The sequence below is a fragment of the Burkholderia cepacia ATCC 25416 genome (assembly GCF_001411495.1).
GTDB classification, from domain to species: domain Bacteria; phylum Pseudomonadota; class Gammaproteobacteria; order Burkholderiales; family Burkholderiaceae; genus Burkholderia; species Burkholderia cepacia.
In genome coordinates this window covers 542072-564150 of the sequence record NZ_CP012981.1, presented here as the reverse complement: position 1 = coordinate 564150, position 22079 = coordinate 542072, and the positions used below count along the sequence as shown (strand labels likewise).

Below are 22079 nucleotides of genomic sequence, written 5' to 3'. Positions count from 1 at the left end.
ATCACCCCTCGATCCGCATCAGCACCTGGCCCGCGTCGACTGGCTCGCCGTCCTCGACGAGCAGTTCGACAACGCGCCCTGCCGCATCGGTTTCGATCTCAGTGAACTGCTTCATCACCTCGACGAGGCCGACCACCGCGCCGGCGGCGACCGTCGCATCGACCGCGACGTAGTAGTCCGCATCGGGCGACGGACGCCGGTAGAAGGTGCCCGGCAGCGGGCTGACGATATCGTGCAATGCCATCGTGTGTCTCCTTGAATCAGTGATGGGCGGCGAGCGGTTGCGGCCCGGCGGTCCGGATGCCTTCGCGGATCAGCGCGTGGCGCGTTTCGCGCACGAGGTCGAGCGCGCCCGGCGTGTCGCTGTGGATGCAGACCGAATCGAAATCGATGTCGATGTCGTCGCCATCGATCGTCCGCACCTTGCCGTCGATGCACGCGCGCAGCACCTTGTCGGCGACCTGGCGCGGATCGAGGCGGCCGACGCGGCGCGTGAACACGATCGAGCCGCTGCGGTCGTAGTCGCGATCTGCGTAGAACTCACGGACGACCGGCTGCCCGTACTCGACGGCGACGCGGTACGTGACCGACGCCTCCATGCAGTACAGCCACAGGCCCGGATCGACGCGTTGCAGCGTTTCGATCAGCATCCGCGAGAACGCTTCGTTGCCTGCCGCATGCATGTAGAGCGCGCCGTGCGGCTTCACGTGCTGCAGGCTGACGCCGTTTAGGCGCGCGAACTCGCGCAGTGCGCCGAGCTGGTACAGGATGTCGTTGACGAGCGCCTGCGGCGTTTCGGCGATCGTGCGGCGGCCGAAGCCGACGAGATCGCGAAAGCCCGGGTGCGCGCCGATGCCGACGCCTGCGTCGCGCGCGAGCTGTACCGTGCGCGCCATGATGTTCGGATCGCCGGCGTGAAAACCGGTGGCGATGTTTGCCGAGCTGATCAGCGGCATGATCTGCTCGTCGACGCCGTCGCCGATCGTCCACGGGCCAAAGCCTTCTCCCATGTCGGAGTTCAGGTCGACGCTGTGCTTCCTCATACGATGTGCTCCTTCTGGTTCTCCGGTTCGCGTGCGTCGTGGCGCATGCCGAAACCGTGTTGAACGCAGGTTAGCCGCGTGGGGGGCGTCAAAAAAGTTCTATTTTTATATGCGACCGTATCGATTTTTTCGATACCGTGGAAAACGGCTGCCAGGTGCCGCCGCAGCAGGAACGGCAGGGTTTCCACGAGGTCTGGTTCATGGGCACGGCACGGTTGTTATGATGTTTGTCGCGTGCCCATCTGTTTTCTCATCGACCATGGCCCTGACCCTCAGACAGCTCAAGTATTTCGTCGCGACCGCCGAGCTCGGCCAGATCTCGCAGGCCGCGATCCAGCTCACGATTTCGCAGTCGGCCGTGACGAGCGCGATCAGGGAACTGGAGGACAGCCTCGGCACGCAACTGTTCCTGCGCACGCCGTCGGGTGTGACGCTCACCGACACGGGGCGGCGCTTCCTGAATCACGCGTACACGATCCTGTCGTCGGTTGACGAGGCGATGCGGATTCCGAACCTCGAAAGCACACTGGCCGGCACGCTCGCGATCGCCGCGAGCTACACGGTGCTCGGCTATTTCCTGCCGCACCACGTGCTGCGCCTGAACACGCTGTATCCGCGGCTGACGATCCACCTGCACGAGCTGAACCGCGAGTCGATCGAGGAAGGGCTGATCGCGGGCCGCTACGACATGGCCGTGCTGCTCACGTCGAACGTGTCGAATCCGGCGCTCGTGCTGGAGCCGGTGATTCACTCGGTGCGGCGGCTGTGGGTCGGCGCGCATCATCCGCTGCTCAGGCACGAGAGCGTCACGTTCGCGGAAGTCGCGCGCGAGCCGTTCGTGATGCTGACGGTCGACGAGGCGGGGCAGACGGCGCTGCGTTACTGGAACGAGACGCCGTACCGGCCGAACGTGATCCTGCGCACGTCGTCGGTCGAGGCGGTCCGCAGCATGGTCGCGAACGGCAGCGGCGTCGCGATCCTGTCCGACATGGTGTATCGGCCGTGGTCGCTCGAAGGGCGGCGCATCGAGACGATCGTGCTGCGCGATGCGGTGCCGCCGATGAGCGTCGGTCTTGCCTGGCGCAAGGACATCGAGTTGAGCCCCGCGATGCACGCGGTGCGCGATTATTTCCGGCACACGTTCATGGAGCCGCGCGCGCTCGGCGGCGCGGCCTGAACGACGGGGCCGGATACGGAAAAGCCGGGGCATGCCCCGGCTTTTCCGTTTGCAGATCCGGCCGACGGCCGCTCCGCTTACGCGTTCGCCGACATCGCGTCCGCGTCGCTCGCGCGGATGCCGAGGCGCTCGAACAGCGCGCGATCCTTCTGCGACTGCGGGTTGCTCGTCGTCAGCAGCTGGTCGCCGTAGAACATCGAGTTCGCGCCTGCGAGGAAGCACATCGCCTGCAGCCCGTCGTCGAGCTGTTCGCGGCCGGCCGACAGGCGCACGACGGCCTTCGGCATCGTGATCCGCGCGACCGCGATCGTGCGCACGAATTCGAACGGGTCGAGCGGCGCGGTGCCTTCGAGCGGCGTGCCTTCGATCGCGACGAGGTTGTTGATCGGCACCGAATCCGGATACGGGTTCAGGTTCGCGAGCTGCGAGATCAGGCCCGCGCGTTCGCGGCGCGATTCGCCCATCCCGATGATGCCGCCGCAGCACACGTTGATGCCGGCGTCGCGCACGCGGTCGAGCGTGTCGAGGCGATCCTGGTAGGTACGCGTCGAGATCACCTGGCCGTAGAACTCCGGCGACGTGTCGAGGTTGTGGTTGTAGTAGTCGAGGCCCGCATTCGCGAGTTCCTGCGCTTGTTCATCTTCCAGCATGCCGAGTGTCATGCAGGTCTCGAGGCCGAGTTCCTTCACGCCGCGCACCATCTCGGTCAGCGCCGGCATGTGGCGCTCCTTCGGGTTGCGCCACGCGGCGCCCATGCAGAAGCGGCTCGCGCCGTTCGCCTTCGCCGCGCGGGCGGCATCCAGCACCGCGTCGACGTCCATCAGCTTCTCGGCCTTCAGGCCCGTGTCGTGGTGCGACGACTGCGAGCAGTAGCCGCAATCTTCCTCGCAGCCGCCCGTCTTGATCGACAGCAGCGTCGACAGCTGCACCGCGTTCGCGTCGAAGTGCTCGCGGTGCACCTGCTGCGCGCGGAAGATCAGGTCGTTGAACGGCAGCTCGAACAGCGCGACGACGTCGGCGACGCGCCAGCGTTGCGAGGCCGGAGCGGCCACGGGAATCGCGTCGGGTTGCACGGTGGCGGCGGTCTGGGCTTGGGTCATATCGTTTTCCTGTCCTGGTCGGGGATGAGGGATCGGGGGATCTGTTTCTGTCGGGTCAATGCCGCGCGGCGCGCAGCGTATCGACGAGCGCGGCGATGTCGAGCATCGCCGCGGCGGATTCGGGGGCGGCCGGACTCATGTGCGGAATGCGGCCGAGCAGCGGCGCGCCGTGCTCGCGGGCGAGCCAGTCGCGCATCGTCGCGACGTTCTCGTCGGGGAACGACATCGCCGGGTCGACGTGGTTCGCGACCCAGCCGGCGAGCTTGAGGCCGCGTTGGCGAATCGCGTCGGCGGTGAGCAGCGCATGGCTGATGCAGCCGAGCCGCACGCCGACGACGAGCACGACCGGCACGCCGAGCGCGACCGCGAGATCGGCCATGTCCTGCGTGTCGTTCATCGGCACGCGGAAGCCGCCGGCGCCTTCGACGACGACGATATCCGCGCGCGTCAGCGCTTCGCGATGGCACGCGACGATCGTGTCGATGTCGAGCGTTACGCCTTCCCGCGCGGCGACGATATGCGGCGCGGCCGGTGCCTTCAGCAGGAACGGCGTGCGCAGCTCGGGCGGCAGCACGACGTTCGCGGCCGCGTCGAGCTGGTCGGCGTCCTCGTTGCGCCACACGCCGTCGCGTTCATATGCGCCGGCCGCGACGGGTTTCAGCGCGGCGGCACGCAGGCCGTGCCGCGCGAAGCCGTGCAGCATCGCGGCCGACACGAAGGTCTTGCCGATTTCGGTGTCGGTGCCCGTGACGAAAAGCGAGAGCGGGGCGGTCATGCCGCAGTCTCCCGCCGGGCCGCCCCAAGGGAGGCTGCAGCCCCCTCGGGGGGCAGCTCACGAAGTGAGCGTGGGGGCGGTTCCGTCTCCCGCGGGGCCGCGTCAGCGGAGGCTGCGGCTCCCTCGCTGGCTTCGACCAGCGCGGCTTCGAGCCGCGCGAGATCGTCGAACGAATGCGCGGCCGACAGCGACACGCGCAGCCGCGACGTGCCGACGGGCACCGTCGGCGGCCGGATCGCGGGCACCCACAGGCCGTGCGCGTCGAGCGCGCGCATCGCCGCGAGCGTCGCGTCGTTGCTGCCGATCACGAGCGGCTGCACGGCCGTGTGCGAATCGACCGGCTGCCAGCGCGTATTGCGCAGCAGCGCGCGCGTGCGTTCGATCAGCGCGGCGAGATGCGCGCGCCGCGCATCGCCTTCGTCGCCCGCGATCACCTTCAGGCTCGCCGATACCGCGTGCGCGACGGCCGGCGGCGCGGCCGTCGTGAAGATGTAGCTGCGCGCGCGCTGGATCATCCATTCGATTACCGTCTCGTGCGCGATCACGAATGCGCCCGCGACGCCGGCGGCCTTGCCGAGCGTGCCGACGTACACGAGATGCGGCGAACGCAGCGCGGCGGCCGCGAGCGCGCCGCGGCCCTGCGGGCCGAGCACGCCGAAGCCGTGTGCGTCGTCGACGACGAGCCACGCACCATGGCGCTCGGCCAGCGCGACGAGTTCGGCGAGCGGCGCGATGTCGCCGTCCATGCTGAACACGGTGTCGCTGACGATCAGCTTCGTTTCGGCATCCGATGCGTCGAGCAGCGCGGCGAGCGCGGCCGTGTCCGCGTGCGGATAGACCTGTACGTTCGCGCGCGACAGCCGCATGCCGTCGATCAGCGACGCGTGGTTCAGCGCGTCGGAGAAGACGGTGGCGCGCTTGCCGGTGAGCGCCGTCATCGCGGCGAGGTTCGCCATGTAGCCGGTGCTGAAGTACAGTGCGCGCGGCGCGTCGGAGAAGCCGCCAGAGAAGGTCGCGAGTTCCTCTTCGAGCGTCGCGTGCGCGCGCGAATGGCCGCCGAGCAGGTGCGAGCCGCCGCTGCCGGCGCCGTAGCGCTGCGCGCCTTCGGCGAACGCGGCGACGAGCGCCGGATGGGCGGCGAGGCCGAGATAGTCGTTGCTGGCGAAGCCGACGATCTCGCGGCCGTCGACGGTCATGCGCGCATCGCACGCGGTGTCGGCGGTGCGGCGCACGCGGCGCAGCCCCTGGGCGTCGAGATCGGCGAGGCCGCGTTGCAGCGCGTCGAGCAGCGGGTGCGTCATCGTGCGATCTCCGCGAGCGTGGCGTCGAGCGTGTCGCGCGTGCGTTGCGCGAGCCACGCGATGTCGTCGTCGCTCATCACGTACGGCGGCATCAGGTACACGGTCGTGCCGATCGGGCGCAGCAGCAGCTCGCGTTCCAGCGCGCGTTCGAAGAAGCGTCGCGAGAAGCCGCGTGCCGCATCGCCGTCGAGCGCGACGTCGAACGCGAACAGCGTGCCGCGCTCGCGCAGGTGGCGTACCTGCGGATGTGCGTCGAGCGGCGCGAGCGCGGCACGCAGCGTGGCCGACTTGCGCGCGTTCGCCGCGAGCACGTCGTCGCGTGCGAAGAGGTCGAGCGTCGCGACCGCCGCGCGGCACGCGAGCGGGTTGCCGGTGTACGAGTGCGAGTGCAGGAAGCCGCGCGTCGTGTCGTCGTCGTAGAACGCGGCGAACACGTCGTCGCGCGTGAGCACGAGCGATAGCGGCAGGTAGCCGCCGCTGATGCCTTTCGACAGGCACAGGAAATCGGGCCAGACGCCGGCCTGCTCGCACGCGAAGAAGGTGCCGGTGCGGCCGCAGCCGACCGCGATCTCGTCGGCGATCAGGTGCACGCCGAATTCGTCGCACAGCGCGCGCAGCCCGCGCACGTACGACGGGTCGTGCATCGCCATGCCGGCCGCGCACTGCACGAGCGGCTCGATGATCAGCGCGGCGATCCGGTCGCCGCGCTCGACGAACAGGCGCCGCACGTCCGCGAGCGCGCGGCCCGCGACGTCGGCGGCCGTTTCGCCCGGCAGCGCGCCGCGCGCGTCGGGCGACGCGACGACGTGCGCATGGCGGATCAGCGGATCGTACGCGTCCTTGAACAGCGCGACGTCGGTCACGCCGAGCGCGCCGATCGTTTCGCCGTGGTAGCTGTTCGCCACGCAGACGAATTCCTGCTTGTTCGCGCGGCCGCGGTTGCGCCACGCGTGGAAGCTCATCTTCAGCGCGATCTCGACGGCCGACGCGCCGTCCGAAGCGAAGAACGCATGGCCGAGCGTGCGCGCGGTGAGCGCGTGCAGCCGCTCCGCGAGCTCGATCGCGGGCTCGTGCGTGCAGCCGGCGAGCATCGCGTGCTCGAGCGTGTCGAGCTGGTCCTTCAGCGCCGCGTTGATGTCCGGGTTCGCATGGCCGAACAGGTTCACCCACCACGAGCTGATCGCGTCGAAATAGCGGCGGCCGTCACGGTCGTACAGCCACACGCCCGCGCCACGCGCGACGGGGATGAGCGGCAGGCGCTCGTGGTGCTTCATCTGGGTGCAGGGATGCCAGACCGCGCGCAGGCTGCGCGCGACCCAGTCGTCGGTGGCTGGCGTACTCAAGGCGGCTCCGGGGGATAAAACGGCCGCGCGGCATCGACGGGATGCCGCGCGGCGGGACAGCGAAACGCGCTGAGATTAGCGTGTTCCGCGACGGGTTGCACTACCGGTTACAAAGGCCGCGGAGCCTTGCTGGGCGGGAGTTCGGCGCAGATCGGAGCGGCTCGGGACGGTACGGTTCAGAAGTCCGGAAATGACCGCAGATGACGACGTTCGAGTGAGACCCCCCAACTGAAAAAAATCGGGGGGCGGGCGGTGCGGCAGGAGGAGAAATCGGGGAGCGAAGGGGCGAATCGGGTGGGTGTTGTGGCCCCAACGTGGCAGGAAGGCGAATGACTGAAAGCGGTGACGAGGGGCGCGCTCGGGCCGGCAAACGATGCGAACGGCGTACGCGGCATCCGACGCAAACGCGGCATGCAGCGCGTGCGCGAAGCGATGAAAAACGGGGGAAAGGAAAAGCGAAACGGGGCAGCGAAGGCCGCCGCCCGTCAGCGCGAAGCCAGCGCGCGCGTATCGATATCGCGTGTCGTGCCGGCGTCGCCGTTGTCGGCCGTCTGTGTGTTCGTGTTCCACACGACCCGGTCGTTGACCGCATACAGCCGGCACGCGCCCGCACCCTGCTTCGCGCAGTTGTCGAGCGCGAGCGCCATCGGGTCGTCGCCGCCTTCGGCCCACGACCACGCGCCTTCCGACGATACCGCGAACGCGCGGCTCGGATGCTGGTTCAGGAAGCGGCGATAGCCTTCACGGCCGGCTTCGTCGACATACGGCACCGCGTTGACCGCATCGATCGACGCGTAGCCGGTGGCTTTCGGCTCGTGCGGGTTCGCGACCGCGTAGCGTACCGAGGTCGGCAGGTTCAGCTGCGCGAGGAACGCGTTGACGGCCGGCCACCACACGGGCACGCCGTCGCGATCGACGATCAGCCGGTGCGCGTCGTCCTTGTAGCGGCCGAAATCGATGAACTGGGCCTGCGTGCCGTGCGATACGTACGCGTCGTGCATCTGCGCGACGAGCCCGGGCGTCCACACCGAATCGTTGTCGCCGTACAGCCACAGCGACCGCACGGCCGTGTGCGCGCCGTACTGGTCGAACGCGTCGACGAGGTTGCGCTGCCAGCCGTCGCAGAGGTCCTGGCGCAGCCCGCCGGAGAAGTTGATGATGCCGCGCACGCCCGGTGCGGCTTCGGTGCCGTACGCGACCGATACGAGGCCGCCGTGCGACGTGCCGGCGACGACGATGCGCGACGCATCGACATACGGCTGGCGCGACATGTAGCGCACCGTCGCGTCGACGTCGGCCGCCTGCGCGAGGCCGTTCTTGCCGACGTTGCAGCCTTCCTGCTGGTACGTGCCGTCCGAGCCCGCGAAGCCCTGGCGGTTCGGCGCGATCACTGCATAGCCGCGGCGCACGAATTCGCGCGCGAACGCGAGCGGCCGGCTGCGCGGCTGCAGATGGAGATCGCCGGTGTTCTTGCCGTGGTTGAAGACGACGAGCGGGAACGGGCCGGGGCCGTTCGGCTTGAAGAGCGTCGCCTCGAGCGTGACGGCGCCCGATGCGTCGGCCGGAATGCGGAGGATCTGTTCGTTCAGGTCGGCGGCGACCTGCGGCAGGTTCGAATCGCCGTAGTCGAAGCGTTCGGCATGGGCGAGCGACCCGCTGGCGCCGGCGCCCGTCCCCGTATTGGCGTTCGACAGCGTACCGGCCTGAGCGGCCGACAGCGCGCAGGCCGCCATCCATCCCACCAATACCTTGCTGAACGCCATTCGTAAGCCCTGCCATGCAACATGACTGATCTGAGGGTCATCCTAGCCCGACAAATTCAGGTTGTGCAATGCGGGAATTACCCGGCGTCTGACACAGCAACTATTTGTCAACGTTCACTTACTTCGCCGTCGACGTAACGCCAGAAACCGTGTTCGTCGCGCTCGAAGCGGCTCGTCTCGTGGAGCCGGTAAGCGCGTCCGCCGATCTTGTAGCGGGCCACGAATTCGACCTCCGCGTGCCGTTCGTCGAGCGGCGCGTGGCGTTTGACCGCGAGGCCGAGCCAGCGCGGCGCGTCGGGCGCTTCGGGGTCGGTGTCGAGATCGGGCGGGCAGGTGCGCGCGGCCCACGTCGCGCGCAGGTAGTCGGTCGCGCCGAGCACGTACGCGCTGTACCGCGAACGCATCAACTCGAGTGCGCTCGGCGCGGCTTCGCCGCCGTCGATGAAGCGGCCGCAGCAGGCCGCATAGCGGGGCGCCGGCGCTTTGCCGGCGGGAGCGGGGGACGCGCCGCCGCACGGGCACGCGTCAGGTCGGTTCAAAATCATGCGAAACGGGAATTAACGACGTCTGGTTGTCGGCTGACTACCAGCTCAGCTCGATGCCGTCGTACTGGAAGAAACGGCCGTTTGCCTGCGACACGTCCGCGCCGGATTCGGCGATCACGCGGCGCATGCCGGTCACGCTGGTTTCCGGATCGATCGCGGCCTGCGCGCCGCCCATGTCGGTGCGCACCCAGCCGGGATGGAGCGAGATGCACGCGGCGTGGCGCGTCTGCAGCGACGCGATGCGCAGCACGTCGTTCAGCGCGGCCTTGCTCGCGCGGTACAGCCAGCCGGTCGTGCCGGTCGCCTCGGCGATGCTGCCCATCCGGCTCGACACGACGGCGAGCACGCCGCGTGCGTCCTCGACGAGCGGCAGCAGGATCGGCAGCAGCTGCATCGGCCCGCGCACGTTCGTATGCATCACCGCGTCGAAATCCTCGGCGGTGATCGTCTCGACGCCCTCGGTGCGCGGCCCGTAGACGCCCGACACCAGCACGGCCGCATCGAGCCGCTCGCCGTCGAGCTTCCAGCCGAGCGCCGCGATCTGCTCGGGCTGCGTGATGTCGAGCGCATGTGCTTGCGCGCCGAGCGCGCGCAGCGCGTCGAGCGAGGCATCGTCGCGCGCGGTGGCGATCACGTTCCAGCCGTCGCGCCGGTATTGCCGGACGAATTCGCGGCCGAGGCCGCGCGATGCACCGACGATCAATGCGGTTTTCATGCCCGTCGCTCCTTTGCTTGGCGCCGCCCTGGCGGTACCGGTGTCAGATCCGTTCGATGCGGGGCGCGGCCGCGTGGCAACGGCCGCCCGGTGGCTCGCGCGTTACTTCGCGTCGTCGCACGGCTTCAGCGTGTCGGCGACCGCCTGCGCGACGCCTTCGAGCCGCCGCGCGGCGTCCGCCGCGATCATGTCGTTGTCCGGCGCATGGTTGCCGCCGGCGGTGAGCGCGGCCACGCAGCGCTTGTAGGTCTCGTCGAGCGCGTCGAAGTTCGACACGGCCATCCCGAGGTTGCGCATCCGGCCATCGTGCACGCCGTACACGAGCCCGTGCACGGTGAGCGACTGGCCGCGGGCCCACGCGTCGTTGACGATCGTCGTGCGGCATACGTTGACGACCTGCTCGATCGCGTTCAGCTCGATCAGGCGGCGATAGCGCGCTTCGCCGACCGGCCAGTCCTCGAGCAGCGCCGCGTGACGCTCGCGCACGTCCTGCACGTGATGCAGCCAGTTGTCGGCGAGGCCGACGCGGCGGTTGAGCAGCGCGGCATTCACGCCCGAGCAGCCGTAGTGGCCGACGACCATGATGTGCTTCACGCGCAGGATGTCGACCGCGAACTGGATCACCGACAGGCAGTTCAGGTCGCTGTGCACGACCACGTTCGCGATGTTGCGATGGACGAACACTTCGCCCGGCGGCAGGCCGATGATCTGGTTCGCGGGCACGCGCGAATCCGAGCAGCCGATCCACAGGTATTCCGGCGCCTGCTGGTCGGCGAGACGCGCGAAGAACTCCGGATCGTCTTCGAGCTTGCGTTTGACCCACGCTTCGTTGTTGTCGAACAGGTGAGAAAGCGGATTGTCTTGGGTGTTCATCGGTGTGGCTTCCGTTGACGGAAATCGGGTCGGTATCGGTATCGGGTTCGGTGTAACCGGCGTCAGGCGGCGCGCTGCGCGTCGCCTTCGCCGTCGTTCTGGTCCGTCGCGCCGAAGCGCTCGGGGTAGCGCACGCTGAAGCGCAGCGATGCGTCGTAGGGATAAAAATCGGGCAATTCGCCCTGCAGCAGCTTGTCCTTGCTGGCCTGCCACAGCGCGGGATCGAAAAAGTCCGCGTGATGCTTCATGAAGACGTCGCGCACGCGCGGGTCGCCGAGCAGGAACGGCCCGTAGGTCTCCGGAAAGATGTCGTGCGGGCCGACGGTATACCACGGTTCGCCGGACAGCTCGTCTTCCTCGTTGCGCGGCGGCGGCACGCGGCGCACGTTGCAGTCGGTCAGGTACTCGATCTCGTCGTAGTCGTAGAACACGACGCGGCCGTGGCGCGTGACGCCGAAGTTCTTGTACAGCATGTCGCCGGGGAAGATGTTCGCCTTCATCAGCTCCTTCACCGCGTTGCCGTACTCCTTCACGCCGTGCTCGATGTCGGTATCGCTGCCGTTCTGCAGGTACAGGTTCAGCGGCGTCATCCGGCGCTCGATGTACAGGTGCTTGATCACGAGGTTGTCGTCCTCGTATTCGAGCAGCGACGGCACTTCCTTTTCCAGCTCGCGCACGAGCGCGTGGTCGAGCCGCGCGAGCGGCAGCGCGACGCTCGAATACTCGAGCGTATCGGCCATCCGCCCGAGGCGGTCGTGGCGCTTCACGAGCTGGTATTTCTCCATGATCTGCGCACGCGTCGTTTCCTTCGGCGGCGGGAAGTGATCCTTGATGATCTTGAACACGTACGGGAACGACGGCAGCGTGAACACGAGCATCACGAGGCCCTTGATCCCGGGCGCGATGATGAAGCGGTCGCTCGAATGCGACAGGTGGTGCAGCAGGTCGCGGTAGAACAGGTTCTTGCCCTGCTTCTGCAGGCCGACCGACGTGTAGATCTCCGCCTTCGGCTTGCCGGGCATGATCGTGCACAGGAAGTCGACGTACGCGGACGGCACGCCCATGTCGACCAGGAAATACGAGTGCGAGAAGCCGAAGATGATCATCAGCTGGTCGCGGCGCAGCAGCACGGTGTCGAGCGAGAGCACGCCCGGACGCACGTGGCGGATCGGCACCGCGAACGGCAGCACGCGGTCGGCGTTGATGATGCGGCCGACGATGTACGCGCTCTTGTTTCGGAAGAACAGCGACGACAGCACGTGGATCTGGAAATTCGGCGCTTCGTCGAAGTGGCCGAATTCGTCGTGGATCGCCTGCATCACGCAGCCGATGTCGCGCGGGAGATCGTCGAATGCCGGTTCGAGCTGGAAATTCGTGACGATGCGCTCGAGGGTGGCCGCGAGCCCGTCGGTGCCCGGATAGTACGCGCGGTAGGTCGGCTTCGCGGCCGGCTCGTCGTTCTCGAGATACTCGGTCGAGATCGCCGGGCGCACGAAGATGAAATCGTTGCTGAAGTACGAGCGGTGCAGGATCTTGCAGCACACCGAATTGAAAAACGTCTCCGCGCACTCGGGCTGGCGGTGCGACGTGAGCAGGCCGATGTAGTGCAGCTTGATTTGCTGCCACACTTCGTCGTCGATGTTTTCCGCGTCGTATTCATCTTCCAGCACCTCGACGCATTCCTTCACGCGATCGTCGTACGACGTGATCCGCTCCCGCGCGAGCCGCTGCAGCCCGTGCCAGTCGCCGTGCTCGAACAGCGTCTTCGCTTCGACGGCCGCGTCGCGGAAGATCCGGTAGTGGCGGTCGAAGTTTTCGAGCATCGTCTGCGCGACGTCGAAACCGATCTGCGAAGACAGCAGTTTGGGGAAGTGATTCATTGCGTGCAGGCTCGTTCGGGAGGGGCTGTAAGCACTCGCCATTTTAGCGCCCAAGTCGGCGTTTCAATGACTTTCGGGGTGACGCGCCCACGGCCTTCAATCGGCGCGTTGTTCGCCGTTGCGTGCCGTTCGGTGCATCTTCGCGTAAAGATACGGGTACGGAACCGATTCTGGCACGAACTTTTTTTGACGGGGCGGCGGCCGTCGGGCACGCGTCGAGCGCGACGGCGATAGAATCGACGCGACGCCCGCCGCGGCCTGCCGCCGGCGCGCATTCGCACCGATAACGACGAGACGCCCCACCGATGAACGCACTGGAACACCAACTCGACTACCCCTTCGCCGACACGCTGCCCGCCGCGGGCGACACGTTCGAGGTCGCGCCCGGCGTGCGCTGGCTGCGCATGCCGCTGCCGTTCTCGCTCGATCACATCAACCTCTGGCTGCTGCGCGACGAGATCGACGGGCAGGAAGGCTGGACGATCGTCGATTGCGGGATCTCGTCGGACGCGATCCGCACGCACTGGGAGCAGATCTTCGACACGCATCTCGACGGCCTGCCCGTGCTGCGGGTGCTCGTCACGCACTGCCACCCCGATCACTTCGGCCTCGCGAACTGGCTGTGCGAAGGCGGCGACAAGGGCCGCTGGAACGTGCGGCTGTGGATGACGCTCGGCGAGTACCTGTTCGGCTGCCTGATGGCGGCCGGCAACGGCTCGAACGCGGGCGGCGCGGCGGCCGCCGATCATTTCGCGCGCCACGGGCTGACCGATCCGGCCGCGCTCGACAAGCTGCGCAACCGTCGCAACTACTACTCGGATCTCGTGCCGGCCGTGCCGCCGCGCTACCGGCGCCTGCGTGAAGGCGATGCGGTGACGATCGGCGCGCGCACCTGGCGCGTCGTGATCGGCTTCGGCCATTCGCCTGAACATTGCGCGCTGCATAGCGAAGCGGACGGCGTGCTGATCTCCGGCGACATGGTGCTGCCGCGCATCTCGACGAACGTGTCCGTGTTCGACCTCGAACCGGAGGCGAATCCGCTCGCGCTGTACCTGCAGTCGCTCGGCCGTTACGAGACGATGGCGCCCGATACGCTGGTGCTGCCGTCGCACGGCAAGCCGTTCCGCGGCGTGCGCACGCGCATCGCGCAACTGCGCGAACACCATGACGCGCGCCTGGCCGAAGTGCGCGTCGCATGCGCGGAAAAGCCGATGAGCGCGGCCGACATCGTGCCGATCATGTTCCGCCGCCGTGAACTCGACATCCACCAGATGACGTTCGCGCTCGGCGAGGCGCTCGCGCACCTGAACCTGCTGTGGCTCGCGGGCGAACTCGTGCGCGAGCAGGGCGACGACGGCGTGCTGCGGTTCCGCAGCGCCGGCTGACACCGCTTCGTTCTCCTCATGCGACGGGTTCGTAGCGCCACCCGTCGCGATGCCACTGCATCGTGTGCGTCGGGTCGAGCGCCGCGAGAAACGCGGTGTCGTGCGAGGCGACCACGATCGCACCGGGGAAGCCGGCCAGTGCGGCCTCGATCGCGCGCACCGATTCGAGATCGAGGTGGTTGGTCGGCTCGTCGAGCAGCAGCAGTTGCGCGGGCGTGCCGCGCCACAACGCGCATGCGAGCGCGGCCTTCAGCCGTTCGCCGCCGCTCAGCTGACGCGCCGGTTGCGTCGCGCGCGCCGCATCGAGCTGCAGCAGCGCGAGCCGGCTGCGCAGTTCGCCCTCGGCGAGCGGCGTATCGAGCAGCCCAAGTTGTTCGACGATCGAGCGCTCCGGATCGAGCAGCGCGAGCCGCTGGTCGAGATACGCGGCGCTCACGTGCGTCGTGCAGGTGCCCGAGCGCGGCGCGAGTTCGCCCGCGAGCATCCGCAGCAGCGTCGATTTCCCACAGCCGTTGGGGCCCGTCAGCGCGATGCGCACGGGGCCGCACGCCGACCACGTGATCCCATCGGCGGCGCCGGCGATGCCCCACGGCAGTCGCGCGCGTTCGAGCGTGAACAGCTGGCGGCGTGCGCTGACCTCGGTGCCCGGCAGCGACACCAGCACGGGCGCATCGGCTTCGACGCGCGCGGCCGCCTGCTGCACGCGTTCGTCGAGCGCCGCCTTGAAGTCGTTCTGGTGACGCCGGACCTGCCCCATGATGTTGCGCGCCGCGCCCTTGCGGCTTTGTTTCGCGCCCGACGACAGGTTGGCCGTCTTCGCATCGCGCAGCGACGCGGCCGCGTGGCGCTGGATCGTGTCGTGTTCCTGTTCGAGCCTGCGCCTCGCGCGTCCGCGCTCGGCACGTGCGTTGTCGAGCGCCGCTTGCGCGGCATCCTGATCCGCGTCGCGTTGCGCGCGGTAGAACGCGTAGTTGCCGCCGTACGAGCGCACGCCTTGTGGCGTCAGCTCGACGATGCGCTGCACGTCGGCGAGCAGCGCACGGTCGTGGCTCACGATGACGAGGCCGCCGCGCCAGCCGTCGAGTGCCGCGCGCAGCCACGCGCGGCCCGGCGCGTCGAGGTGGTTGGTCGGTTCGTCGAGCACGAGCAGGCCGGCACCGGACAGCAACGCGCCGATCAGCGCGACGCGCGCGCGCTGCCCGCCGCTGAGCGCCTGCGCGGGCGTGTCGGCGCGCACGTCGTGCAGGCCGGCCGCGTCGAGCGCGGTGCGCAGCCGCTCCGCGAGATCCCAGCGATCGCCGACCCGGTCGAAGTCGTGCGGCTCCGCGCGGCCATCGGCGAGGCGCGCGAGTGCACCGAGCGGCGCATCGAGCACGGCGAGCTGCGCGACGGTTCGCGGGCCGGCGGCGGCATCGTCGTGCTGCTGCGCGACGTAGGCGACCTGCGTCGACCGGTCGATCGTCCCCGTGCTCGGCGCGCAGCGGCCCGCGATCAGTTGCGCGAGCTGGCTCTTGCCGACGCCGTTGCGGCCGACGATGCCGGTCGGCGTGCGGTCGATGGAAAGGTCGAGCGAATCGAACAGCGTGACGCCGTCGTCGAAGCGGAAGGAAACGTGATGAAGCGCGACGAGCGCGCCGGTGGGCGTGGCAACAGCCATAAGCACCTCCGAAAATGCGTGAAGACCTTCGCGCGCGGCGTGCGTGGCACGGCGGCGAAAACATTTTGGGAAGGCTTAGTTGTTCACTTTGGCTGGCGTCCGGTATGAGGAATGAGCGCGCAGTGTAGCAAGCGCGGCGCGCGGGCCGCAAGCGACGGCCCGACGCACCGTCGCTTGCGTGCCACGCGCGAGGGGCGCGTTACTGCACGGCGACCGTCGTGAAGTTCTGCCGCCCGAACGGGCTCACGTGGTAGCCGCTCACGCTCGTACGCGTGAGCGCGGCCGCGGTCGGGTAGCCGAGCGGAATCCACAGCGCCTGGTCGTGGATGATCTTCTGCGCGGCTTCGTACAGCTTGGCGCGCCTGGCCTGGTCGGCGGTCGACTTGCCGTCGGCGATCAGCTTGTCGAGCTGCGCGTCGCAGAAACGCGCGAAGTTGATGCCCGACTTCACCGCGTTGCAGCTGAACAGCGGCGACAGATAGTTGTCCGGATCGCCGTTGTCGCCGGCCCAGCCCATGAACAGCATGTCATGCTGGCCGAGCTTCGCCTGCTTGATCAGTTCGCCCCATTCGATCACCTTGACCTCGGCCTTCACGCCGATCTTCGCGAGGTCGGCCTGCAGCAGCTCCGCGCCGACCTTCGGGTTCGGGTTCAGCACGCTGCCGGTCGGGCGCGTCCAGATCGTCGTCGAGAAGCCGTTCGGGAAGCCGGCCTGCGCGAGCAGCTGCTTCGCCTTCGCGGGATCGTACGCATACGGCGCGACGTCCTTCGCGTAGCTCCACGTATTCGGCGGATACGGGTTGTTCGCGGCCGTCGCGGTGTTGTCGAACACGACCTTCAGGTAGGTCGCGCGGTCGAACGCGAGGTTCAGCGCTTCACGCACCTTGTCGTTGTCGAGCGGCTTCTTCTGCGTGTTCAGCGCGACGAACGCGGTCATGAACGCGGGCGTCTGCACGACCTTCAGCGCGTTGTCGCCCTTCGCGGCGAGCACGTCCTGCGGCTTCGGCGACAGCGCGATCTGGCATTCGCCGGCCTTCACTTTCTGCAGGCGCACCGACGGGTCGGGCGTGATCGCGTAGATCAGCCGGTCGACCTTCGGCTTCGTGCCCCAGTACGTCGGGTTTGCGTCGTAACGGATCAGCGCGTCCTTCGTATAGCTCTTCAGCACGAACGGGCCGGTGCCGACCGGCTTCGCGTTCAGGTCGGCCTGCTTGCCGGCCTTCAGCAGCTGGTCCGCGTATTCGGCCGAGTAGATCGATGCGAAGCCCATCGTCAGGATCGGCACGAACGTCGCGTTCGGTTCGTTCAGCACGAACTTCACGGTGCTGTCGTCGACCTTCGTGACCGATTTCACGAGCTTCACGAGGCCCATCGACTGCGCGTGCGGGAAGCCGCTCGCGCCGGCCACCTTGTGCCACGGGTTCGAATCGTCGAGCATCCGCGAGAACGTGAACACGACGTCGTCCGCGTTCAGCGCGCGGCCCGGTTTGAAATAGTCGGTGGTCTGGAACGCGACGTTCGGGCGCAGGTGGAACGTGTACGTGAGGCCGTCGGCGCTCGCTTCCCATTTGTCGGCGAGCGCGGGCATGACCTTCTTCGCGGCTTCGTCGTACGACACGAGCGTGTTGAAGATCACGTCGGCCGACGCGTTGGTCGTGACGAGCGAGTTGTACTGCACGACGTCGAAGCCGTCCGGGCTCGATTCCGTGCAGACGGTGAGCGGCTTGGCGGCGGCGAGGCCGGGGGCGGCGAGGGCGGCGGCGAGCGCGGCCGAGGCGAACAGCTTGACCTGCATAGGATCTCCCACGTGGCTTGTGTTTTTTGCTGGGTGACGGGATGCGGGCGCGGCCCGGAAGCGGGCAGGGCCGGCGCGGCTGGCGAATAGCATACCGTCAAAGCGCGCGACGCGTGGAAAAAGGCGCCTGAACGCGGTGAATTGACCGAAAAACGGCTGCGTTCGCGACGGAACGGGTGTTGGGGCGGCGAGCGGCGGAGCGCAGGCGCCGGGGAGGGCGGGGAGCGGCACGGCGAGGACGGTGCGGAAGCGTTGTGGGCTGGCCCTCGCGAATCGAAGTGTCGAAGCCGTTAGGCGTCGGTGCGGAGAGGCGGAGAGGCGGAGAGGCGCAGAAGCGGCCCGCGATGCGTCACGCGGGCCGTTTGGCCGATCAGTGCGCGCCGGCCTTCGGCTTGCGCGGCGCCTTCTCGAACAGGCGGTCGTAGAGCCAGCGCGGCAGCACGTGCAGCACCTTCGCGACGACACCCATCTGCCACGGAATCACGCGGAACGCGTGCTGCCGCGCGATCGCCCGGGCCGCACGCGCGGCGAAGCGGTCGGCGTCCATCAGGAACGGCATCCGGTACGGATTGTGCGCGGTCATCGGCGTGCGGATGTAGCCGGGCGCGATCGTCACGACGCCGACGCCGGCCGGCCGCAGCTCGACGCGCAGCGCTTCGAGGTACTTCATCGCGGCCGATTTCGACGCGCTGTACGCGCCGGAGCCCGGCAGCCCGCGCACGCCGGCGACGCTCGCGACACCGACCAGCGTGCCGTGGCGCGCGGCCGTCATCGGGCCGACGAACGGCTCGAACGTCGCGACCATCCCGTAGTAGTTGATGTCCATCACGTCGCGGAACGTCGCGAGATCGCCCTGGCCCGTGACGGCGCCCTGGCTGATGCCTGCATTCGCGATCACGACGTCGGGGCAGCCGTGCGTCGCGATGAACGACGCGGCGGCCGTCGCGAGCGCGTCGGCGTCGCGCACGTCGGCGGAGTAGACGGAGATGGACAGCTTCGGGAAGCGTCGCGCGAACGCGTCGAGGGCATCGGTGCGTCGCGCGACGAGTGCGAGCGTGGCGCCCTGGCGGGCGTATTCCTCGGCCATCGCGAGGCCGAGGCCGCTCGATGCGCCGGTGATGAAGACCTTCAGCGGAGTAGTCATGCCGGCGCGCGGGCGGGGATCAGAGCTTCTTGTCCTGAACCTGCTTCACGAGGAAGTCGAGCACCTGGGCGGTACCCGGGATGCTGTTCGCGTAAGCGGGGCCCGTCTTGTACTTGCCCTGGACGACGACCGTCGGCACGCCGTCGATCGCGTAGTCCTTCAGCAGCTTGGCCGACTGGTTCACTTCGCCCTGCACGCTGAACGAGTTGTACGCGTCCATGAACTGCTTCTTGTCGACGCCCTGCGTGGCCAGGAAGTCGGCCTGCGCCTGCGGCGTCAGCAGGTAGTTCTTCTGCTTGTGGATCGCGTTGAAGATCGCCGGCGTGACCTTCTCGGAGATGCCGAGCGCGGACACCGCGTAGAACAGCTTCGAGTGCGGGACGAAATCGTCACGGAATGCGACCGGGACGCGCTTGAAGTCGATGTTGCTGCCCTGCTTCTTCACCCAGGCCTCGATCGTCGGCTCGAATTCGTAGCAGTGCGGGCAGCCGTACCAGAAGAACTCGATCACCTCGACCTTGCCGGCCGGCGCGGACACCGGCTGCGGCGACTTCATCACCTCGAAGTCCTTGCCGGCGACCGGCGCGGCGGGCGAAGCCTGCGCGAGACCGGCGGCCAGGCCCAGGGAAAGAAGGAGCGTGCTAAGCAGTTTTTTCATGTTGTGAACGTCGAATCAGTTGCTCGGGTTACGGAACGTAACGGGTTCTGAGTGGGCTCGGCCGGTTGCTTACTGCTTCGTGAAACGGATCACCGCCGTGTCGACACCTGCATCGGACAGGCGCTGGCGGGCCGAGTTCATATCCTCGAACTTCGAGAACGGGCCGACGCGCACGCGGAAGTACGTCACACCGCTGACATCGCGCTTCGACACCTTCGACTCGAAGCCCTGGAAGCCGAGGCGCGCGCGCTGCTGCTCGGCGTCGCTTTCCGTCTTGTACGCGCCCACCTGCAGGAAGTAGCCGGTATTCGCGTCGTTCGCGGTCGGCGGCTTCGCTGCCGCGGCGGCCGTGGCCGACGAGGTCGGCTTCGGCGTGTTCGCGGCCAGTTGCTGCTGTTGCTGCTTTTGTGCGGCGGCTTGCTGCGCCTGCTTCTGCGCGGCGAAACGTGCGAGGTCGTCCTCGCCGCCTTGCTGCTGCTGTTGCGCCTGCTGCGTCTTCTTCGGCGGCGGCGTGGTGTCGGCCGGCTTCGGCGCGACGGCGACGCCGTTGCCAGACGACGCATTGTTCGACGACGTGTTGTTCGACGCGGTCGTGCCGTTCGGGCTGCCGGTATTGTTCGAGCCGCTCGACCCGTTGGCCGACGGCGGCACTTCGACGATCTGCGGTTCGGGCAGCAGGCCGCCCTGGGTCTGGTTCGCGGCCTGGCCCGGCGCGGTGTTCGGCGGTGCCGGCTGCGCGGCCTGCGGCACCGGCTGGCCGGGCGTCTTGCCCTGCAGCGCGCGGTTCGGATCGAACTGCTGCGGCTGGCTCGCGCCGTTGTCGGCCGGCGGCGGCGCGACCTTCGACACGAACGGCGACGGGGAACGCGTGATGTAGAGCGCCACCACCACCGCGATCGCGAGGCCGACGATCAGGCCCAGCACGATTCCAAGAAATGTCCCTCCGGCTTGTTTCGATTGTTTCGAAGTGCGGCGTGGTTGTGCCATTGCTTGAGTCACCTGCAAAAAGAATCGTGAAAAGGCTGCGGCGGGCGTCCGACGGCGGGCATCCGACGGCGGGCGCTGCCACGGCCATTCGCTGCCCGGTTCGGGCCGCTTGCGTCGTTACATCTTGGCGGGCGCGGACACGCCGAGCACCGCCAGGCCGTTCTCGAGCACCTGCCGGGTCGCGGCGAGCAGCGCGGCGCGCGCATTGCGCGGCGCTTCGTCGTCCACCAGCACGCGCTCCGCATTGTAGAACGAGTGGAATTCACCAGCGAGGTCGCGCAGGTAGAACGCGACCGCGTGCGGCGCCAGCTCGTTCGCCGCGTGCGTGAGCATGTCCGGGTACTCGGCCAGCTTCTGCATCAGCGACGCCGCCTGCGCGCTCGTCAGCTGCGACAGGTCGGCATCCGGCAGCTGCGCGGCGTCGACGTTGTAGCGCGCCTTCAGTTCGTTGAGCACCGAGCAGATCCGCGCATGCGCGTACTGGACGTAATAGACCGGGTTCTCGTCGTTCTGTTTCAGCGCGAGGTCGATGTCGAACACGAACTCGGTATCGGCCTTGCGCGAGATCAGGAAGAACCGCACCGCGTCGCGGCCGCGCGTGATGGTCGCTTCGTCGATCAGGTCGGGCGCCGCTTCCTGGCCCGCCGCCGCGCCGCCCGACCATTCGATCAGGTCGCGCACCGTCACGTAGCTGCCCGCGCGCTTCGAGATCTTCACTTCCTGGCCGTCGCGCATCACGGTGACCATCTTGTGCAGCACGTAGTCGGGGTAACCCTTCGGGATCCCGATGTGCAGGCCCTGCAGGCCGGCGCGCACGCGCGCGATCGTGCCATGGTGGTCCGAACCCTGGATGTTGATCACCTTCGTGAAGCCGCGCTCCCACTTCGTCACGTGGTACGCGACGTCCGGCACGAAGTACGTGTACGTGCCGTCCGACTTGCGCATCACGCGATCCTTGTCGTCGCCTTCGTCGGTCGTGCGCAGCCACAGCGCGCCGTCCTGTTCGTAGGTCATGCCGGCCTTGATCAGCGCGTCGACCGTCTTCTCGACGCGGCCTTCGCTGTACAGCGACGACTCGAGGTAATACTGGTCGAACTTCACGCCGAACGCCTGCAGGTCCATGTCCTGCTCGCGGCGCAGGTACGTGACCGCGAACTTGCGGATCGCGTCGAGATCCTCGACGTCGCCCGTGCCCTTGACCGGCTCGCCGTCCGACGCGGCGACCGTTTCGCCTGCCAGGAAGTCGCGTGCGATGTCGGCGATGTATTCGCCGTTGTACGCGGCTTCCGGCCAGCCCGCGTCGCCCGGCTTCAGCCCGCGTGCGCGCGCCTGCGTCGAGATCGCGAGGTTGCCGATCTGCACGCCTGCGTCGTTGTAGTAGAACTCGCGGTGCACCGCGTAGCCCTGGCTCGCGATCACGTTCGCGAGCACGTCGCCGAGCGCGGCCTGGCGGCCGTGGCCGACGTGCAGCGGGCCGGTCGGGTTCGCCGACACGAATTCGAGCAGCACCTGCTTGCCTTTCTCGCGATCCGACGTGCCGAACGCGCGGCCCTGGTCGAACACGGCGGCGATCACCGCCTGCTTCGCGGCGGCCGACAGGCGCAGGTTGATGAAGCCGGGGCCGGCGATCTCGGCGGCGTCGACGAGGCCTTGCGCGCCCGGCTGGGCGGTCAGGGCGGCGACGATCTGCTCGGCGAGCTGGCGCGGGTTCGTGCCGAGCGGCTTGGCGAGCTGCATCGCGACGTTGCACGCGACGTCGCCGTGCGCGGCGACCTTCGGGCGCTCCAGCGTGATGGTCGGGGCGACGAATGCAGCGTCGGCGCCTTTCAGCGCGTGTGCGACCTGCTTGACGCTATCCGCGAGCAGGGCTTCGAGGGTCTGTTTGTGTGCTGGCAGCATGCTGGTAGAAGGCTTCGTTGGTGGCGGCCGGAAACGCCG

General features: G+C 68.1%; 20 protein-coding genes. 2 read left to right on the top strand and 18 right to left on the bottom strand.

Annotation, left to right across the window (positions count from 1 at the left end):
• Position 1: 1 nt before the first annotated feature.
• Genes APZ15_RS02565 through APZ15_RS40660 form a run of 3 tightly spaced genes read right to left on the bottom strand, consistent with a single transcriptional unit; the run spans position 2 to position 1231 of the window.
• Positions 2-244, bottom strand: coding sequence for an acetyl-CoA carboxylase (locus APZ15_RS02565; RefSeq protein WP_021157410.1), 243 nt, complete (start codon positions 242-244; stop codon positions 2-4).
• 16 nt (positions 245-260) lie between these two features.
• Entirely contained in the window at positions 261-1043 is a 783-nt protein-coding gene (locus tag APZ15_RS02560) for a 5-oxoprolinase subunit PxpA (RefSeq protein WP_027788993.1), read from the bottom strand.
• Entirely contained in the window at positions 1040-1231 is a 192-nt protein-coding gene (locus APZ15_RS40660; RefSeq protein WP_138143291.1) for a hypothetical protein, read from the bottom strand. Before APZ15_RS40660 ends, APZ15_RS02560 begins: the two co-directional genes overlap by 4 nt.
• A gap of 71 nt (positions 1232-1302) precedes the next feature.
• Between APZ15_RS40660 and APZ15_RS02555 the strand changes: the two genes are divergently transcribed.
• Positions 1303-2220, top strand: coding sequence for a LysR family transcriptional regulator (locus tag APZ15_RS02555; RefSeq protein ID WP_027788994.1), 918 nt, complete (start codon positions 1303-1305; stop codon positions 2218-2220).
• 77 nt (positions 2221-2297) lie between these two features.
• Here the strand turns inward: APZ15_RS02555 and bioB are convergent, their stop codons facing one another.
• The 9 genes from bioB to aceK all read right to left on the bottom strand — a co-directional run bounded on the left by bioB (position 2298) and on the right by aceK (position 12515).
• A complete protein-coding gene (gene bioB / locus APZ15_RS02550; protein ID WP_021157406.1) occupies positions 2298-3320 on the bottom strand; it encodes a biotin synthase BioB in 1023 nt (340 codons plus the stop codon).
• 55 nt (positions 3321-3375) lie between these two features.
• The gene (bioD, locus tag APZ15_RS02545; RefSeq protein ID WP_027788995.1) at positions 3376-4095 is read right to left on the bottom strand and encodes a dethiobiotin synthase; all 720 of its coding nucleotides are present in this window, start codon (positions 4093-4095) and stop codon (positions 3376-3378) included.
• The gene (bioF, locus tag APZ15_RS02540; RefSeq protein WP_049098135.1) at positions 4092-5396 is read right to left on the bottom strand and encodes an 8-amino-7-oxononanoate synthase; all 1305 of its coding nucleotides are present in this window, start codon (positions 5394-5396) and stop codon (positions 4092-4094) included. The genes bioD and bioF overlap by 4 nt, the downstream gene beginning before the upstream one ends.
• On the bottom strand, positions 5393-6739 hold the full coding sequence (bioA, locus tag APZ15_RS02535; protein WP_027788996.1) for an adenosylmethionine--8-amino-7-oxononanoate transaminase: 1347 nt from the start codon (positions 6737-6739) through the stop codon (positions 5393-5395). The genes bioF and bioA overlap by 4 nt, the downstream gene beginning before the upstream one ends.
• A 485-nt stretch (positions 6740-7224) precedes the next feature.
• Positions 7225-8502, bottom strand: a complete 1278-nt coding sequence (locus tag APZ15_RS02530; protein ID WP_027788997.1) for a dienelactone hydrolase family protein — start codon at positions 8500-8502, stop codon at positions 7225-7227.
• 107 nt (positions 8503-8609) lie between these two features.
• On the bottom strand, positions 8610-9047 hold the full coding sequence (locus APZ15_RS02525; RefSeq protein ID WP_027788998.1) for a YchJ family protein: 438 nt from the start codon (positions 9045-9047) through the stop codon (positions 8610-8612).
• A gap of 37 nt (positions 9048-9084) precedes the next feature.
• Positions 9085-9762 carry an SDR family oxidoreductase gene (locus APZ15_RS02520; protein WP_027788999.1) on the bottom strand — a complete coding sequence of 226 codons (678 nt, stop codon included), beginning with the start codon at positions 9760-9762 and terminating at the stop codon, positions 9085-9087.
• Between the two features lie 102 nt (positions 9763-9864).
• Positions 9865-10635 carry a carbonate dehydratase gene (gene can, locus APZ15_RS02515; protein ID WP_027789000.1) on the bottom strand — a complete coding sequence of 257 codons (771 nt, stop codon included), beginning with the start codon at positions 10633-10635 and terminating at the stop codon, positions 9865-9867.
• Between the two features lie 62 nt (positions 10636-10697).
• Positions 10698-12515 (bottom strand): bifunctional isocitrate dehydrogenase kinase/phosphatase, encoded by a 1818-nt coding sequence (gene aceK, locus APZ15_RS02510; protein ID WP_027789001.1) that lies wholly within the window; start codon positions 12513-12515, stop codon positions 10698-10700.
• Between the two features lie 305 nt (positions 12516-12820).
• On the opposite strand from aceK, the gene APZ15_RS02505 reads away from it, so the two are divergent.
• Positions 12821-13900: an MBL fold metallo-hydrolase gene (locus tag APZ15_RS02505; RefSeq protein WP_027789002.1), complete on the top strand. Its 1080-nt coding sequence runs from the start codon at positions 12821-12823 to the stop codon at positions 13898-13900.
• Between the two features lie 16 nt (positions 13901-13916).
• Here the strand turns inward: APZ15_RS02505 and APZ15_RS02500 are convergent, their stop codons facing one another.
• The 6 genes from APZ15_RS02500 to argS all read right to left on the bottom strand — a co-directional run bounded on the left by APZ15_RS02500 (position 13917) and on the right by argS (position 22040).
• Complete coding sequence (locus tag APZ15_RS02500; protein WP_027789003.1) at positions 13917-15557, bottom strand: ABC-F family ATP-binding cassette domain-containing protein; 1641 nt, start codon at positions 15555-15557, stop codon at positions 13917-13919.
• Positions 15558-15756: 199 nt separating this feature from the next.
• Positions 15757-17352, bottom strand: a complete 1596-nt coding sequence (locus APZ15_RS02495; RefSeq protein ID WP_027789004.1) for an ABC transporter substrate-binding protein — start codon at positions 17350-17352, stop codon at positions 15757-15759.
• A 370-nt stretch (positions 17353-17722) separates the two neighbouring features.
• Complete coding sequence (locus APZ15_RS02490) at positions 17723-18496, bottom strand: SDR family oxidoreductase (protein ID WP_027789005.1); 774 nt, start codon at positions 18494-18496, stop codon at positions 17723-17725.
• Between the two features lie 19 nt (positions 18497-18515).
• Positions 18516-19154, bottom strand: a complete 639-nt coding sequence (locus APZ15_RS02485; protein WP_021162606.1) for a thiol:disulfide interchange protein DsbA/DsbL — start codon at positions 19152-19154, stop codon at positions 18516-18518.
• A 69-nt stretch (positions 19155-19223) separates the two neighbouring features.
• Positions 19224-20141 carry an SPOR domain-containing protein gene (locus tag APZ15_RS02480; protein WP_027789006.1) on the bottom strand — a complete coding sequence of 306 codons (918 nt, stop codon included), beginning with the start codon at positions 20139-20141 and terminating at the stop codon, positions 19224-19226.
• A 117-nt stretch (positions 20142-20258) separates the two neighbouring features.
• A complete protein-coding gene (argS, locus tag APZ15_RS02475) occupies positions 20259-22040 on the bottom strand; it encodes an arginine--tRNA ligase (RefSeq protein ID WP_027789007.1) in 1782 nt (593 codons plus the stop codon).
• Between the last annotated feature and the right edge of the window lie 39 nt (positions 22041-22079).